The organism is Pseudoalteromonas sp. DL-6 (assembly GCF_004328665.1).
Classification (GTDB): Bacteria; Pseudomonadota; Gammaproteobacteria; order Enterobacterales; family Alteromonadaceae; genus Pseudoalteromonas.
This window is the reverse complement of sequence record NZ_CP019770.1, coordinates 2,819,383-2,835,586: the sequence shown is the minus strand read 5'-3', so window position 1 is coordinate 2,835,586 and position 16,204 is coordinate 2,819,383. Positions and strand designations below refer to the sequence as shown.

Below are 16,204 nucleotides of genomic sequence, written 5' to 3'. Positions count from 1 at the left end.
TTTGCGATCCTAATGTATTAGATTTTTTCGGTGTTTTTTATCATTAATTGGCCTTTGTTGACAAATTAAAAACAATGTAACAACTATCTGGTTATTATCGAAACTTTGTTATAATCCACCAAAGTTTTTAAGAGATGACTAAATGACTCACGTTGATGTAATTGTGATCGGTGCAGGTGCAGCAGGTTTAATGTGTGCAGCGCAAGCAGGGTATCGCGGCCGAAGCGTTACAGTGCTTGATATGGGTAAAAAGCCAGGACGTAAAATTTTAATTAGTGGCGGCGGGCGTTGTAACTTTACTAACGAAAATGCGAGCCCTAATAACTATTTATGCGCAAATCCTCATTTTGTAAAATCGTGCTTAAGTCGTTATACGCAGCATGACTTTGTAGAGCTTGTAGACCGACATGGTTTGGCGTATCACCATAAAACATTGGGACAATTATTCTGTGACAATAGCGCACAGGACATTGTTGATATTTTACTTACCGAGTGTGAGTGGGCTGGTGTTACTATTAAACTACGTAGCGAAGTATTAAATGTTGCTAAAACAGCAATGGGTTACAGTGTCACAACTGAGCAAGAAACACTCACTTGTGAGTCGTTAGTCGTTGCATCTGGTGGTTTAACTATGCCTAAGCTTGGTGCTACGCCAATAGGTTATAAAATTGCAGACCAATTTGGTTTAAAGGTATTGCCGACGATGGCTGCTTTAGTTCCCTTTACCTTACATCAGCACGATAAAGACCGTTTTGAAGAGCTTTCGGGTATTAGTATACTTTGTGAAGTTACAAGCGAAGATGGCACTGTATTTAAAGAGAATATTTTATTTACTCATCGCGGCTTATCCGGGCCTGCCATATTACAAATAAGCTCATTTTGGCGAGCAGGTCAGGCGGTAACGATCAATTTACTACCTGAACTCGATTTAAAGCAACAGTTAGCTGACTGGCGAGAAACGCAAGCGCAAAAATCGTTAAAAAATAGTCTCGCGACTATCTTACCTAAGCGCTTTGTTGAAATACTTCATGACAGTAAAGCCATTCCCGATTGCAATATTAATCAACTGACGCATAGCCAAATAGATGCACTCGCGGATTATATTCATGCGTGGCAAATTAAGCCAAATGGTACAGAGGGTTACAGAACCGCAGAGGTGACTTTAGGCGGTGTTGATACTGATGAGCTAAGCTCTAAAACATTTGAGGCTAAAAAAGCTAATGGTTTATATTTTATTGGCGAAGTAACCGATGTAACGGGTTGGCTTGGAGGTTATAATTTTCAATACGCATGGAGTTGTGGATTCGCCGCTGGGCAATACGTGTAAAAAAATAGCTCACCACAGCTTATTAAACTTGCCACTTTAGCTCTGAAGTGGCATTTTTATTTCTAATTTTTAAGTCTATATTGCTGCATTTTGCTATTCGGTTTTTCGGGAATGGTCATTTCGATTATGCCTGCCTCAATCGCAGGCTTTAAGTAGCGCTCTCTAAAATGTTTTCGATCTTTTAATCCTAGCTGATTTTGTAGCTCTTGTCGGTTTAACGGCCTTTCGATTTGATTAAATACATTGATTAAAGCGATGACTTGGGGGGCTTGCAGATTTATATCTAAAGTCTCTTCAACTTGAGGGGGGTGTTGTGGGGTTTGGTTCTTTGTTATTGATTTTAAATCACTTTTTAAAACGTTCAATGCTGAAAGTAATGTCTCTAACATGTACTCAATAAACACGGATGAGTCACCGATTTTGGTACTTAGGTTAATGCTTTCAACGTATTGTTGGCGTGTTGTCGCGATTAGGTTATGAATGTTTAGCAATGAAAATAGCGTATGCCACTGCGATAATTGCTTAGTTTGCCACACACACGCTAATTCAGTATTACCCTGTGCAAAAGGTTGAATAAACTGTAATTCATAATGACATACTGCGCTACTGATTAAGGGGTGATGCGCGGTTGTATTAAACCACGCAAATAACTCCTCTACCATTTGTGGCACTCGTATTGCCTGTGGTGCCATTTGTGCACCACTTTTTAATGCTAGACTTTGCTGCCTATAACTGCCTGACTTTTCACTTTGATCTTTCATTAAGCTGCGATGTAAGCATAACAAGTTGTCTGGGTTTGATAAGTCAGATGCTGTGAATTGAAACTCAGGGTTTTTCATTTGTACAGAGGTGATTTTTTGTTGCTTATAGTGCTCAAGGGTTGCTGGTGAATATAAGACACTGATTTTACCTAAAGCTTCACTAATATTTGCAATGCTGTGAGTCATGCTGGCTGAAATCGAAAATGGGGGAGTGGTGTTGCTCATTTCGTTATAGAGGTTATGTAAATCAGGGCGTTAGAATACGCGAACTAAGCATAAAAGTCAGTTTTAATGGTTTTTTAGTATGCAATTTTATTTTTTTATTGGTTCTTTATGGTTGTTTTTTTGAGTGTTTATTAATTAATTGGGTATCTTACTCAACTATAAAGGGCTCTATGAAGTTGCTATTGTTAGTTCAATGTCTCTAAAATACACTGAATTACGACCATTGTTTTTAGCTTTGTATAGCGCGCTATCTGCACGTTCTAATACGCTAAGAACCGAATCGTTAGGATCGATTAATGCTAGCCCTATACTTATAGTTAGTGGAATGTTGGCAATGGGAACAGCGTAAATACATTCTTTTAGTTGATTTGCCTGCGCTATAGCCTCGATTAAGGAGGTGTTGGGTAAAATAATTGAAAACTCTTCACCGCCCCAGCGCGCTATTACTGAATGACCTGGCATTTTGCTTTTAACTATATTTGCAAATTCACTTAAAACACGGTCACCTACTATATGGCCATGAGTGTCGTTAATTTTTTTAAAGTGATCGATATCACAAATAAGTAAACAGTTAGTGGTTTTTGTTTTTTTAGAGTTGGTTATTAGTTGTGATAGCTCGTAATCAAATTTTTGCCTATTAAAAAGCCCTGTCAGTTTATCTGTTTCAGCAAGGTGTTGGATTTCTATATTGCGCATTGTTAAATGGTCATAAGCAGAAAAGCGAGTTTTTTCATAAAACCTGAAGATTAAGATATGGGCAATACTGACCTCTATGATATTAAATAAAGAGCCCAGACCTACAGTCACAGTTAGCTGCTGTTGTTTATAAGTTAAATAAGCGCAAATACAAAAGGCAATGCCGCTAAAGATGCTCCCCCAATTTCTGCCGACGAGAAAAAATGCAAAAGGAGGGATAAGTGTTGCCCAAAATAAAGAGTGGGCAAGGCCACCTACAGAGACAACAAATGTCATTATTAAACTAGCTACCATAATAGTGACTGCCCATGCTGCAGCATGCACATTCGCCGTTTTACTAAACCAAAGATAAATTGCTAGTGTTATAAGCAAGCCAAATGCGTCAATGGCTGCAATATCGTAGCTATCAAAGTAGAACAAATTGAGTAGAGTTAAAATTAAAAAGTAGCAGGTTGCTGTTAATAATGAATGAGCGATTAAGCGTGTGCGCCAAAAATCTTTATGATCTTTTGGATACTGTGGTAGCCCTTTGTACCAAAAATCTAGCATTCTCCACTTCTCTTTAGTTTTTATATTTTTATTGATTATTACCTATAACCCAGCTTTATTATAGTGCTGAGTAAAATCACTCTACAAATAAATATTTATAAAAAATAGCGTATTTTTGTGTTCAAACGAAAGCTCAATGTTTGCTATGAAGATTTTGGTCTAAGTTTTGGTTGGTAAATTATTTGATGTTAAAAGCTAAAAACCCCATAGCCTATCAGTGTATGGGGTTTTTAGCTTCGAGAGAGGGGTTATTCTTCTACAAACGCTTCACCTTCGTTCATCCACTTAGCGGCTGGCTTGCCTTTTAAGTAATGATCAAAGTACTGCATCATGCGTACGGAGAAATCTACCTGATTAGGGAATTGCTTTAAGTGATGCGGTTCACCTTCATATTGTAAAAATGTGGCATCTTTACCCGCACGGCGCAGCGCTAAATAATATTGTACGCCTTCATGCCATGGCACAGCATCATCTTTGTCGCCAAACATAATCAGAATAGGGGTATTTACTTTATCGGCAAAAAAGACTGGCGAGTTTTCAATATAAAGCTCTGGGGCTTCAAATAAGCTTTTACCAATACGGCTTTGCCCTGTTTCATACTGAAATTGGCGAGCAAGCCCTGATTTTAAGCGAATGCCACTGTAAGCGCTGGTCATGTTAGACACTGGCGCACCCGATACCACAGCTTTAAACATATCAGTTTCAGTGATCATAAACGCGCTTTGATAACCCGCCCATGAGTGGCCTTGTAACCCTATTTTATTAGGATCGGCAATGCCTAAATCAATCAGCTTTTGGGTGGCGTTGATCATGGTTTGCGTTGACGACTTACCTGGGTGACCTATTTCAAAGCGAATATCAGGTAAAAAGATGGCGTAGCCATTTGATGTAAACAATGGGAAGTTAGGGCGATGATTTAATTCCATTTTAGGGAAGTCGTACATACGCTGGCTCATATAGCGGTAAAAGTACACCACAACCGGTACTTTATCGCCTTTTTTGTAGCCCGCAGGTTTGATTAATACCCCTTGTAAATCTTCCCCATCAAAGCCTTTATAGCTGATAAGCTCAGGTTCTTGGCCCCACGCGAAGTTATTAACTTGTGGATTTAAGTTCGTGACCTTTTGTGGCTTATTAAAGCTAAAGTCAGTTTGGTAAATATCAGGGAATTGCTGATAGGTTTGCTCAGTAAATAAGTATTTATCGGCATTTTTGGCTTTTTTAATTACATCAAAGCGTTTATTTCCTGTGAGTACTTTAGTAACGTTAAGCGTTGTTAAATTAAGTTTAGCAACTTCTCTTTGCTTACTTTGTAAGTTAATTGCAGAGAGCAGCAGTGTATCCTTACTGTTAAAGCCCACTTGGCTTTTATCAAGTGTGATCACTCTGTACTGAGTATTACTTTGTTTACCATTAGTTAAGCGTTTGGCTTGCTTGGTATTTACATTAAACGACCAAATATCGTATTTGCTATAAACCAGTATTTCGCTGCTATCGTTAAGCCAGCCAGCAAAGCCATAGCCAGGCTGCTTAGATGGGTAATCGTGTTTGTCATCGGCAAAGGTGGCGTTAACTGCTTTGCTGAGTACGCTCACTTTGTTATTGCCTAAGTTTTTAAGCTGTACTTGGTTATTATCAAAGTAAGCAGCAAACTTACCATTAGGCGCAAGGCTTGGTCTAAATGGGTAGTCGTTAATAATAGGGGTTTGTTTACCCGTTTTTATATCAACAGCAAAGTAGTCAGCAAAAAAACCGCCATACATTACTTTTTCAAGATGAGCTAAATTTGAGTAACCTAATAATGAATCCGCGCGTTCAGTATTAAGTGCGACCTCAGGCATATTTGGTGTGCTTAACTGCACAACTTGTTGCGAGTTTACATGGTATACCGCCGTGTAATGTCGATTTTTATTATTTTCATTCCATTGCTGCTCTTCGCGAGGTTTAATTTGCGCATCGTTGTTGTGCCATACATTTAACCCTTTTTGGTCGCGAATAATCTCAAAGTCATACAGTGACGACTCATCGGTATATTCCTTTTGTTTAACTTTTGCAGCAAGCTTTGGGCGGTTTTCAAAGTACAAGCGTGTGCCATCTTCGGACCACGTTAATGTCGCGGTTTTACCCATTAACCATTCTGGGTTAGGTGACTGCACAGTGGTAAGCGTTTCGTTTTGCCAAAGCGTTAATTCGTATTGGCGGCGACGCTTATCATCGTTCACATAGTTACCTAAGGTAAATGCAACACTCTTATTGATTGGGTGCCAAGCTATTTTGCTGGCAACCACACCCGGCTCATCAATTAATGCCGTGCTGGTAAAATCATCGAGTGAAAACAAAGTAATTTGATTATTGTTACCATCCACATAGCTTTGGCTCACTAATAGCTGATCGCTGGTGGCGCTAATATCATAGGTGAAGGCACTTTCAAGAGTATGGGTGCGCTTATCATTTAAGTTGATGATAACCAGCGGGTAGCTTTTATCTTTTTTGTCAGCAGTAATAGCGCTATCGTTATCGGAGGTTTTATCATCCGTGTCGGTGCTTTCATTTTTGCGATAGGCAAGCCATTGGCCGTTATTAGCAAGTACGTAGTCTTTTACGTCATTAAAACGTTGTTGCTCACCGGTTTGGGTATTCACTAATACTAAGTTATTTTTTAAATCACTTTTTTTCTTAGTGGTTTCTTTTTCAAGTAGGGTAGGCACTTGGGTGAATGCGACCCAGTTCGCCATTTTGTTAATTGTAGGGCGAGTGCCTCGTTCTACCTCTGCAATAAGCTTATTGTTACTTAGCGAGTAGACTTGCCCAGTGGCATTGCCACGATAAGGAGTTGCACTTAAAGAGAGGATTTGACCATTTTCAGAAAGCTGTGTGCCTTTTGCAGATTTAAAATCAAATACATCTTTAAATTCTAATGGCTTATTTGCTAAGGCACTGGCGCTCGTTAAGCTGGTAATAAGTGCACAGCCTATAAGAGTGAGTTGTGTTTTCATTATAGATTCTCGTTTTTTAACATTATTTTATTGTAACGAGTTTTAATAACAATTCGAGTAGATACGATAAGTGGTAGCAAGGCAGAGATGAGAGGGGAAAAATGAATGGTAAAAGGTTAAAGGTCAAAGGTTAAAGGTCAAAGGTTAAAGGTGAAAGGTTTGATTTTCGGGCCACGGGATGCGAGGTGCTAAGTATCCGTAAAAAGTTAGGGAAGCGTACGTTTAATTGTGGTTTTCAATTTTTTACTTTTTGCTCTGTGTTCAAATTAATTTATAAAAAAGAACACAGAGTTTATGTGGAATTGATGATAGGAGAAGGTTAAAGAGTTTAATTTAATAATCTTGCTGGCAAGATTACCTAAAACCTTATAACCAAATTTTTTGTAATTCTGGCCATTGTTTTTCAAATTGCTCACTTGGGCGAGCACTAAAATTACTGCGCACAAACTGATTCATTTTACCTTCAACGTAGGCAAGCAAAAAGTTAGCTAGGGTTAACTCATCGCTTTGGAAGTTTTTACCTTCACGTAGCTTACGCTCTCTAAGAATTTGTTTAAATTGGGTTTCTAGTTTTTCAAATAAGCCCTGTACACGCTCACGAAGTCGCTCTTGTTCTCCTTGTAGAGCGTCGCCTGTTAATATACGAGTAATGCCAGGGTTTTTCTCAGCAAACGTTAGCAACAGTAATAGGGTATTGTATACGCGTGCTTTGCTTTCTTTTTCGTTATCTAAAATAAGATTAATACGTGATAGCAGGGTATCTTCAATAAATTCTATTAATCCTTCAAACATCCGCGCTTTGCTAGGAAAGTGGCGATAAAGAGCGGCTTCAGATACGCCAACTTCTGCGGCAAGTTTGGCTGTTGTAATACGCTGGCCAGGGCTGGTTTCTAACATTTGTGCGAGTGCTTGCAGTATTTGCTCTTTGCGATTACTTTTTTTTGTCGCAGGCATGAACATTCCTTTTTTAATAGTTATTTTTTCTACATCAATGTGCGATAACACAGCTACCGGCCTAGTGCTGCTACAGGCAGTAACCAGTGAGACGGTATTTTCACGTGTTACGGTGAAGCTCTGGTACTGCGCAAGCATTAAACTATATTAGCGAGATAAAATTACACTAAAAGGTCACAAGGCGTCATCATGTTAATGTTTTATTCAGTTTGTTTCCAGCCTTTTTATAATCGTTTGGCAAGCTGTTCGATCACTTTGATGGCTATTTCTGTTTTGCTGGTCTCAGGTAAATCGAGTTGTTCATTTTGCCAGTAAAGAGTGAGTGCGTTACGCTCTGAATTAAAGCCCAAATCACTTTGCGATACGTCGTTAGCACAAATCATATCGAGGTTTTTATTGGCTAGTTTCCCTTTAGCGTAATTAGCAACATTTTGCGTTTCTGCTGCAAAGCCGACAGTGTAAGGGCGGCTTTGTGTAAGGTTTGCCACCGCTGCTATAACGTCTGGGTTCTTAACTAAGCTAAGAGTGAGTTCATCACCTTGTTTTTTCATCTTTTGTGTGGCGATATTTGCTGCACGGTAATCGGCTACAGCAGCGCAGCCAATAAAGGCGTCTGATTGAGGAGCGTAATTGAGTGACTCTTGCAATAGTTGCTCAGCACTTTCTATATTAATTAAATTAACCCCTTGCGGTGCGGTAATGGTTACCGGGCCTGAAATTAAGTTAACTTGTGCGCCAAATGATAAAGCAGCTTGTGCTAGTGCATAGCCCATTTTTCCTGAGCTGTGGTTTGATATAAAACGCACCGGATCGAGAGGTTCTCGGGTTGGACCTGCGGTAATAGTAATGGTTTTACCCGCTAAGAGTTGTGGTTGCGCAGGTTCAGTGCATAAACTCACTAATTCATGCGGTTCAAGCATTCGCCCTGCACCTACATCACCACAGGCTTGCTCACCCTTACCAGGTCCCCAAACAGCAACGCCACGCGCCTTTAAAGTGGCTATATTAGCTTGCGTTGCAAGATGTGCGTACATTTGCTGATTCATTGCCGGCGCTATGGCTACTTTTGCAGGGGTTGCGAGCAATAACGTAGTGAGTAGGTCATCAGCAATGCCTGCGGCCATTTTTGCAATAATATTGCTGGTGGCAGGGGCAACTAAAATTAAATCAGCCCATTTGGCAAATTCAATATGTCCCATTGCAGCTTCTGCTGATGGGTCGAGTAATGAGTCAGACACCATTTCACCACTGACTGCTTGCATCGTTAGCGGGGTAATAAAATGCTTTGCTGATTCAGTCATTACAACTTTAACGTCACAACCATGGTCTTTTAAACGTCTTACGAGTTCGGCACATTTATAGGCTGCAATTCCACCGCTAATTCCCAGCACTATTTTTTTATTTGTTAAATTAATCATGGTTGTTCATCAATTTTATAAAATATGCTGGCTAAAATAACAAATCTTGAGCGTGACAGCTAAGATAAAATGCGTTTTATCGCGCTAATTTTTAATTTTGCATTACAGTTATATGATACTGACCGCTTTCAAGGATGAACGATGCAATTAACCTCTCTGCCTAATTCACTCAGACCGCGAGAAAAGCTGCTAGAAAAAGGCGCAAAGGCACTCTCTGATGCTGAACTATTGGCTATATTTTTACGTACTGGTTTACCCGGTATGAATGCGATAGAGCTGGCACAGCACCTGCTCAATGAAAATAAAACCCTGCATAATTTGTTTAATGCCAGCATAGATGAATTTTGTGCGCAAAAAGGGCTAGGAACAGCTAAATATGTACAGCTACAAGCGGTACTTGAGCTGAGTCAACGTTATATGCAAGAAGGCTTTGTTCGCGATGCCGTTTTTAACTCCCCTCAAGCTGTATACGACTATTTAACCTTGCAAATGCGAGGGCTGCAGCAGGAGGTGTTTATGGTGTTGTATCTTGATAGCCAAAATCGTTTATTGAAAGATGAAATCTTATTTTATGGTACGATTAACGCAGCCAGTGTGTATCCCCGTGAAGTAGTCAAAGCAGCGTTAAAAAATAATGCGGCAGCGGTTATTTTTTCACATAATCACCCAAGTGGTATTGCAGAACCGAGTCAGGCCGATAAGCTAATTACCAATAAATTATGCCAAGCACTGCAATTAGTCGACATAAATGTGTTGGATCATATTATTATTGGTGGTGAAAATTGTGTTTCGTTTGCTGAACGGGGACTTATTTAAGTTTATCGCTCGCAGATATGTGCTAAAAATGAGCGGTTTAGTGTGTTTTGGCAAATTAGTTTAATTTAAATGCAGTTTTTACTTTCCCTAAGGGCATTCGATCTTTATAATTAGCCGCTATAAAATTTACACATGAGCTGGTTGGATAAGATCAGTATTTGATCTTTGCCTGTAAAAGCTGTATAAAGAGCGCCCTTCGATTTATCTCTAGGGCACAAATACATGGCCTTAGGGAAAAATTAAGCTCGAGCGAAGTTATTGGAGATATATAGACATGTCTAAAGTATGTCAAGTTACAGGTAAGCGTCCAGCGGTTGGTAACCACCGTTCACACGCGAGAAACGCGACTAAACGTCGTTTCCTACCTAACCTACAAACACACCGTTTTTGGGTTGAAAGTGAAAAACGTTTTGTAACATTACGCACTACTACTAAAGGTATGCGTATTATCGATAAAAAAGGCATTGACACGGTTCTTACAGAAATCCGTGCTCGTGGCGAAAAAGTTTAAGGAACTGAATTATGCGCGATAAGATCCGTTTAGTTTCAACTGCTGGTACTGGTTTTTTCTACACTACCGACAAGAACAAGCGTAACATGCCTGAAAAAATGGAAATCAAAAAGTTCGATCCTAAGGCTCGTAAACATGTGATTTTCAAAGAAGCTAAAATCAAGTAATTTAGTTTTCTTTCAGAAATGTAAAAACCCAGCTTATGCTGGGTTTTTTGTTTTTAAATCCACTCTGTTAGCTACCGAAAATATACCTACCGTAATAATGTCCATCTAATACCAATTCGCAATAATACTTAATCATTTTACAGGACTAAACGTGTCGCTATCTGCGTTAAAAAATTCTCATTTAGAACAACTAAATAGCAATTTTTTTGCCTTGCTATCAACACGTTTTTTCATCTTCAAAATAGACCACTTAATTAAGCGAATGGGTATAACCAAAGAGAACATAAAGAGTATGGGCATTAAATGACTTTACGGACTAAGCAGTTGAGTGTTGTGTATTTAGAGTGAGATTGTGGGGCATGTAAGCACACCTAATGAGGAAGTGGGTGTTTTACTATGACTTCACTAGGGTGTGAGCTGTAAGTAGCCCTAGGGCTACTTACAGTGCGATATTTATACTTTAAAGTTCTCTACTGATATTCTTAGTTCTTCGGCTAACTTAGCCACTTCTGAACTTGAAATATTAGTTTGTACAGCACCTTCTGCTGTTTGCTCGGCGATAGCAACAATAGACTCTAAGCGTTCACTGATCTCTTGTGACACTTGTTGTTGCTCTTGTGCTGCTGTTGATATCTCTTCACTGACATTGTGCGCTTGTGATACCGCAAGGGTAATTGAATCCAGCGCACTATTGGCTAAGTCACTTTGTTCAACACACGAAACGGCACGTTCTTTACCTTTTTCCATTGCCTTAACTGCTTCTTCAGCGCCAGACTGTAGTGATTCAATCATAGATTGAATTTCTTGGGTCGACTCTTGTGTTTTACTTGCAAGTGATCTTACTTCATCAGCTACCACGGCAAACCCTCTACCGTATTCTCCGGCACGCGCTGCCTCAATGGCCGCATTAAGTGCAAGTAAGTTAGTTTGTTCTGCAATGCCACGAATAACGTCTAAAATACTACCAATTGATGCGCTATCTTTGTGTAGTTTATTAATAACACTTGATGCTTCATCGACTTCGTAAGCGAGTTGTTCAATGGTTGCTTTGTTTTGATTTGAAATGCCTTTAACACGTTCAGCTTCTTTATCGGCATTTTTAATTTCACTCAGTGCTTGTTGTGCACTGTTACTTACAGTTTGTGAAGTACTGCTCATTTCAGTGGTTGCGGTTGCAGCTTGCTCTACTTGCGCTTGTTGATTACTAATCGCTTTGCTTGATTCACCGGTAATTGTTGAAGTTTGCTCAGAAGCGGCTGCAAGTTGTGTTGAACGTGAAATAATACCGGTAATTAAGCTACGTAAGCTATCAATTAAGGTATTACAGCTTTTCGACAATTCACCAAACTCATCTTTTGCGCTGTCATCTAAGCGTTGAGTCATATCACCACTGGCAACAATATCTAAAATGCGGTTAACTTCTGCTAATGGCTTAGTAATACGGTTAACAGTAATGATGGCTACAAGCACAGCGATAATAGTCGCAATGATCATGCCTATCCAAGTCCATAAATTAGCTGAGTTTACATCGCTGCGTACGCCTTCTTGCAAAGTAAATGCAACGCCGCTGGCTTGTAATACTAATTCGTCTATTTGGCTAAGTGCTGTTTTAGTGGCTTTTTCAGACTCTTCTAATTCACGCTCAGTTGTGCTGATTGCATCAATAAGGCGCTTTTTATTCGCTGAAAGGCTATCGTTGCCTAAGATATTGCTCTCAAGTGTATCTACATAACCTTTTAAGTCGTTAAACAAGCTGCTGTGGCTTTGCTCTATCGCAGGTTGTATTAATGCAACAGTACGAACCACTTCTTCAAAGTAATACACTTGTTCATTTTTAATAATATCGAGCGTGTTAAGTGTTTTCACAGTTAACATGTCGGTGCTACTGGTAACCACAGACATAAAGTTATTTTCAAGGTTATTAGCTGCTTGATAAGCACGAGGGTAGTTATCTTCTAAGCCATCAATATCAATAATATCAAGAACCATAGAGTTGGCATCTTCTGCAGCAAGCTCAACGGTTTCTAATTGCGCTTTGAGCTTTTTGTTAAGCACTAACTGAGTGTTTTTATCTTTAAGTAGGCTCTCTATAATGTTTAAAAAGCTTAAGTAGGTTTTTTCAACTTCAAGGCTGCTCTTATTTAATTGCGGATCATCTTTTACGACCTGTTGCAGCTCGCGATGTAAGCTATCAAATAACTGCTTTTGTTCTTCTATCTGTGCTTTTATTGGTGCTAGCTCTTGAGCTGACGAAGTATGAAAGCTGGCTTGAGCAGCCTTACTCATCAAAATAAATTCAGCTTGTAATTGAGCGCTCTTGTTTAATGCCGGAAGCGATAGTTGATTAACTTTTTGAGTTGAACGATCTATATTTGCTATTTTTATTAAAGAGTTACCGCCAATAATTAAAAGTAATGAAGTGATAAATATAAAACCACCCCAAATACGTTGACTCACTGTTAGATTCATATGGTTTTCCATTCAAAAATACGTCTATTAAAACTTATCGGCGCTTTCAACAATAAGTTAAGTAATTAAAAATAATTAATTTTTACTGTTAATAGTTAGTTGCTAAATTTACCGTGAAACTACATCACACGCTAAGAATGCATAATTAAACTATTCGATTATGGATATAAAATAATAAAAGGCAATTTTACTCATCATCAATTTGATTATGAGAGTGTTGCTATTTTTTACACACTGTTGTGAATAGTTTGTAATTATACGATTTAACATGCACTCTTAAACTTAACAGATGTATTAACTTTTTTCAGTTTATTTAGACAAAAGTTGTGATTTTTCTGAAAATTTTTGTTTGCTTTGTAAATCTATTAAGGTCATTGAGCCGCCCCAAACGCAACCAGTGTCTAGTGCGTATAGGTGTTTGTAGGGAGTTTGTCCTTCAAGAGCTGCCCAATGTCCAAAAATAAGGTCATGTTGAGCATTCACTATTTTAGGATGAGAAAACCAAGGGATTAATGATGAGGAATTTGTTGTTGCTTCTTTTGCATTAAAATTAAGCAAGTTATCAGGCGTAATAAAGCGCATGCGGGTGAAATAATTAACGATATACCGAAATTTAGCAGCGTCATCATGTTGCTCACTCCATTTGAGTGGATGAGGCTGATACATGTTTTTTAAGAAGAACTGAGCGTTATCAGCACCATAGCATTGCTGCGCAAATTGAGCGTGCTTAATGGCTTGCTCGCACGACCAGTCAGGGTTTAGCCCCGCGTGTGAAATAAAGCAGTCATATTGCTCTAGATAAAGAGCTAAAGGTTGAGTTTGTAAAAACGCGATGTAGTCGGGGAGTTTGCTACTGTTGAACAGTGTCGTTAGTTTGTCTTTGGGATTAGGGGCAACATTATTTAAATAACAGGCAATCATATGCAAGTCGTGATTGCCTAATGTAACACTAACACTATCTTGGTGCTGATAAATATAATCAAGGCACGCTTTGGAGTCTGGGCCGCGAGCAACAATATCACCCACTAGGTAGAGATGATCTTTGCTAGGGTTAAAGTCGACTTGCTTTAACAATAAATTAAATTCGTTAAAGCAGCCTTGTAAATCACCTATTGCGTAGTCGGCCATTAGATGCTGTTTTTTATCAGTGTAAGATATTAGGGCAAGCTAAACGGAACACATTTATGGGTGCTTCAAACTCAGCACCAAACTCGTTTCGTAAAGTGTAATGCCCTTGCATGGTGCCTACGGGAGTATCTAATATTGCACCACTGGTGTATTTGTAACTTTCACCTGGGGCTATATCTGGGGTTTCACCTACCACACCTTCGCCTTGCACTTCTACTTCTTTACCATTGGCATCGGTAATTAACCAATAGCGGCTAAGTAGTTTTGCACTACATAAACTGTGGTTTTTTATAGTAACGGAGTAAGCAAATACAAATTTATCAAGTTCAGGTTGCGATTGCTCTTCTACATAAAATGTTTCTACAGATACCTTTACAGGTGATCCCATATTACTGCTTGTTGTCATAAATCCAGTTAGCTATATCAATAAATTGTTGTAACGACAGGCTCTCAGCACGCAGGGTAATATCAATGCCAATGCTGGTTAACTCTTCAGCGGTTAAAAGGTTGCCTAGGCTGTTGCGCAGTGTTTTACGACGTTGATTAAACGCTTCTAAACAGACTGTATTTAATATTTTAACGCTCTTAGCTGTGCGCTGCTCTGCCTTTTTGGGGATTAAGCGAATAACCGCAGAATCTACTTTAGGTGCAGGTTTAAAGCACTCTGGTGGTACTTCTACTACAGGCATCGCATTGCAGTAGTATTGAGTCATTACACTCAAGCGGCCAAAGGTTTTGCTGCCTGGGCCTGCAACCATGCGTTTTACCACTTCTTTTTGCAGCATAAAGTGCATGTGCTCAATATGATCGGCAAATTCAAAAAGATGAAACAACAAAGGAGTAGAAATGTTGTACGGTAGGTTACCAAATACTTTTAGCTTTTTGTCGTCTTTAACTAGGCTTGCAAAATCAAACTTCATTGCATCGCCTTGGTTTACGGTTAATTTAGGCCCTAAAAAAGGGTGCTCAATTAAACGTTGGGCTAAATCTTTATCTAGCTCAACAACCGTTAAATGGCCGCTTAAATCGGCTACAGGCTCAGTAATAGCGCCTAGGCCTGGGCCAATTTCTACTAAATTATCTTGCGGCTTGGGATCTATAGCGGTGACGATTTTATCGATAATTGATTCATCGAATAAAAAGTTTTGGCCAAAACGTTTACGGGCGCGGTGTCCTAAGTGTACTTTATCGGTCATTGATTCTGTGCTTTTTCATGGGCGAGCTTAATTGCTTCGCGGATCGCTAATTCAAAACTGCCAACATCAGCATCACCGGTACCGGCTAAATCAAGCGCAGTACCGTGGTCGACTGAAGTGCGGATAAATGGAAGGCCGAGAGTTATATTCACAGACTTACCAAATCCTTTGTATTTTAGCACAGGTAATCCCTGATCGTGATACATAGCCAACACTGCATCAGCTTCATTTAGGTATTTATCTTGAAATAACGTATCAGCTGGTAAAGGCCCGATTAAGTTCATCCCCTCAGCTCTTAGTATGTCAAGTGTAGGCGTAATCGTGTCGATTTCTTCGCGGCCTAAATGGCCATCTTCACCAGCGTGCGGGTTTAAGCCACAGACTAAAATACGTGGTTGCTCAATACCAAACTTAGTTTTTAAGTCATGATTAAGAATATTTGCCACTTTAACTAGTCGCTCTTGGGTAATCGCACGAGAGACATAAGCAAGCGGAATATGTGTTGTTACTAGTGCAACTCGCAGACCTTCTGTGGCTAATAACATAACAACATCAGCAGTGCCCGACTGCTGAGCAAAGTACTCAGTGTGGCCACTAAAAGAAATACCGGCTTGGTTAATAATACCTTTATGAACAGGGCCAGTAACAACGGCATCAAAAGTGCCGTCCATATTTTTTTCACTAGCAATACGTAGAGTGTCTAATACGTATTGACCGTTTGCGTCATTCAGTACACCCAGCTCAACCGGCTCGGCTAAATCAATCTGTTTTATGTATAAGCTGCCAGCAGCAGTAGGCATGGCTTCAGCGCTTTCATCAAATTCAATTAATTTAATGTTTAAACCTAAATGTTTAGCGCGCTGCTTTAGTAGCGAAGCATCTGCAATCGCTACTAGTTGTGCATCCCAGCTGTGCTGTGCCAATTTTAATAGCAAGTCAGGGCCAATGCCTGCAGGCTCGCCAGGGGTTACCGCAATTCTTAAGGTCATAA

General features: G+C 39.5%; 14 protein-coding genes. 4 read left to right on the top strand and 10 right to left on the bottom strand.

Translation table 11 applies throughout. The features are described 5' to 3' along the window. The first annotated feature begins 142 nt into the window (after positions 1–142). Positions 143–1,327: an NAD(P)/FAD-dependent oxidoreductase gene (locus tag B1F84_RS13250; RefSeq protein WP_131691695.1), complete on the top strand. Its 1,185-nt coding sequence runs from the start codon at positions 143–145 to the stop codon at positions 1,325–1,327. 62 nt (positions 1,328–1,389) lie between these two features. Here the strand turns inward: B1F84_RS13250 and B1F84_RS13245 are convergent, their stop codons facing one another. From B1F84_RS13245 to coaBC, 5 genes are all read right to left on the bottom strand, one after another. Next, positions 1,390–2,313 carry a Fic family protein gene (locus tag B1F84_RS13245; protein WP_131691694.1) on the bottom strand — a complete coding sequence of 308 codons (924 nt, stop codon included), beginning with the start codon at positions 2,311–2,313 and terminating at the stop codon, positions 1,390–1,392. 168 nt (positions 2,314–2,481) lie between these two features. Further along, entirely contained in the window at positions 2,482–3,558 is a 1,077-nt protein-coding gene (locus B1F84_RS13240) for a GGDEF domain-containing protein (RefSeq protein WP_131691693.1), read from the bottom strand. 248 nt (positions 3,559–3,806) lie between these two features. Further along, on the bottom strand, positions 3,807–6,554 hold the full coding sequence (locus B1F84_RS13235) for a prolyl oligopeptidase family serine peptidase (protein WP_131691692.1): 2,748 nt from the start codon (positions 6,552–6,554) through the stop codon (positions 3,807–3,809). 366 nt (positions 6,555–6,920) lie between these two features. Further along, positions 6,921–7,508, bottom strand: coding sequence for a nucleoid occlusion factor SlmA (slmA, locus tag B1F84_RS13230; protein ID WP_008113236.1), 588 nt, complete (start codon positions 7,506–7,508; stop codon positions 6,921–6,923). Positions 7,509–7,732: 224 nt separating this feature from the next. Beyond that, a complete protein-coding gene (coaBC, locus tag B1F84_RS13225; protein ID WP_033103978.1) occupies positions 7,733–8,926 on the bottom strand; it encodes a bifunctional phosphopantothenoylcysteine decarboxylase/phosphopantothenate--cysteine ligase CoaBC in 1,194 nt (397 codons plus the stop codon). A gap of 141 nt (positions 8,927–9,067) precedes the next feature. On the opposite strand from coaBC, the gene radC reads away from it, so the two are divergent. The 3 genes from radC (at position 9,068) to rpmG (ending at position 10,420) form a co-directional block, all read left to right on the top strand. Further along, the gene (gene radC, locus B1F84_RS13220) at positions 9,068–9,742 is read left to right on the top strand and encodes a DNA repair protein RadC (RefSeq protein ID WP_008464109.1); all 675 of its coding nucleotides are present in this window, start codon (positions 9,068–9,070) and stop codon (positions 9,740–9,742) included. A 274-nt stretch (positions 9,743–10,016) separates the two neighbouring features. Beyond that, positions 10,017–10,253, top strand: a complete 237-nt coding sequence (gene rpmB, locus B1F84_RS13215) for a 50S ribosomal protein L28 (protein ID WP_008464111.1) — start codon at positions 10,017–10,019, stop codon at positions 10,251–10,253. 11 nt (positions 10,254–10,264) lie between these two features. Next, entirely contained in the window at positions 10,265–10,420 is a 156-nt protein-coding gene (gene rpmG, locus B1F84_RS13210; protein ID WP_004587947.1) for a 50S ribosomal protein L33, read from the top strand. 453 nt (positions 10,421–10,873) lie between these two features. On the opposite strand, the gene B1F84_RS13200 is transcribed toward rpmG, so the two are convergent. The 5 genes from B1F84_RS13200 to pdxA form a co-directional block, all read right to left on the bottom strand. Beyond that, a complete protein-coding gene (locus B1F84_RS13200) occupies positions 10,874–12,889 on the bottom strand; it encodes a methyl-accepting chemotaxis protein (protein ID WP_131691691.1) in 2,016 nt (671 codons plus the stop codon). 309 nt (positions 12,890–13,198) lie between these two features. Further along, entirely contained in the window at positions 13,199–14,017 is an 819-nt protein-coding gene (locus tag B1F84_RS13195) for a symmetrical bis(5'-nucleosyl)-tetraphosphatase (RefSeq protein ID WP_131691690.1), read from the bottom strand. A gap of 16 nt (positions 14,018–14,033) precedes the next feature. After that, entirely contained in the window at positions 14,034–14,423 is a 390-nt protein-coding gene (apaG, locus tag B1F84_RS13190) for a Co2+/Mg2+ efflux protein ApaG (protein WP_041709470.1), read from the bottom strand. After that, on the bottom strand, positions 14,407–15,213 hold the full coding sequence (rsmA, locus tag B1F84_RS13185; RefSeq protein ID WP_010391631.1) for a 16S rRNA (adenine(1518)-N(6)/adenine(1519)-N(6))-dimethyltransferase RsmA: 807 nt from the start codon (positions 15,211–15,213) through the stop codon (positions 14,407–14,409). The genes apaG and rsmA overlap by 17 nt, the downstream gene beginning before the upstream one ends. Then, positions 15,210–16,202, bottom strand: a complete 993-nt coding sequence (gene pdxA, locus B1F84_RS13180; protein WP_008464119.1) for a 4-hydroxythreonine-4-phosphate dehydrogenase PdxA — start codon at positions 16,200–16,202, stop codon at positions 15,210–15,212. Before pdxA ends, rsmA begins: the two co-directional genes overlap by 4 nt. Positions 16,203–16,204: the final 2 nt, after the last annotated feature.

Bases quoted from the DNA above. Each gene is read 5' to 3' on its own strand.
- B1F84_RS13250 (WP_131691695.1), top strand. From the start codon at position 143: ATGACTCACGTTGATGTAATTGTGATCGGTGCAGGTGCAGCAGGTTTA.
- B1F84_RS13245 (WP_131691694.1), bottom strand. From the start codon at position 2,313: ATGAGCAACACCACTCCCCCATTTTCGATTTCAGCCAGCATGACTCAC.
- B1F84_RS13240 (WP_131691693.1), bottom strand. From the start codon at position 3,558: ATGCTAGATTTTTGGTACAAAGGGCTACCACAGTATCCAAAAGATCAT.
- B1F84_RS13235 (WP_131691692.1), bottom strand. From the start codon at position 6,554: ATGAAAACACAACTCACTCTTATAGGCTGTGCACTTATTACCAGCTTA.
- slmA (WP_008113236.1), bottom strand. From the start codon at position 7,508: ATGCCTGCGACAAAAAAAAGTAATCGCAAAGAGCAAATACTGCAAGCA.
- coaBC (WP_033103978.1), bottom strand. From the start codon at position 8,926: ATGATTAATTTAACAAATAAAAAAATAGTGCTGGGAATTAGCGGTGGA.
- radC (WP_008464109.1), top strand. From the start codon at position 9,068: ATGCAATTAACCTCTCTGCCTAATTCACTCAGACCGCGAGAAAAGCTG.
- rpmB (WP_008464111.1), top strand. From the start codon at position 10,017: ATGTCTAAAGTATGTCAAGTTACAGGTAAGCGTCCAGCGGTTGGTAAC.
- rpmG (WP_004587947.1), top strand. From the start codon at position 10,265: ATGCGCGATAAGATCCGTTTAGTTTCAACTGCTGGTACTGGTTTTTTC.
- B1F84_RS13200 (WP_131691691.1), bottom strand. From the start codon at position 12,889: ATGAATCTAACAGTGAGTCAACGTATTTGGGGTGGTTTTATATTTATC.
- B1F84_RS13195 (WP_131691690.1), bottom strand. From the start codon at position 14,017: ATGGCCGACTACGCAATAGGTGATTTACAAGGCTGCTTTAACGAATTT.
- apaG (WP_041709470.1), bottom strand. From the start codon at position 14,423: ATGACAACAAGCAGTAATATGGGATCACCTGTAAAGGTATCTGTAGAA.
- rsmA (WP_010391631.1), bottom strand. From the start codon at position 15,213: ATGACCGATAAAGTACACTTAGGACACCGCGCCCGTAAACGTTTTGGC.
- pdxA (WP_008464119.1), bottom strand. From the start codon at position 16,202: ATGACCTTAAGAATTGCGGTAACCCCTGGCGAGCCTGCAGGCATTGGC.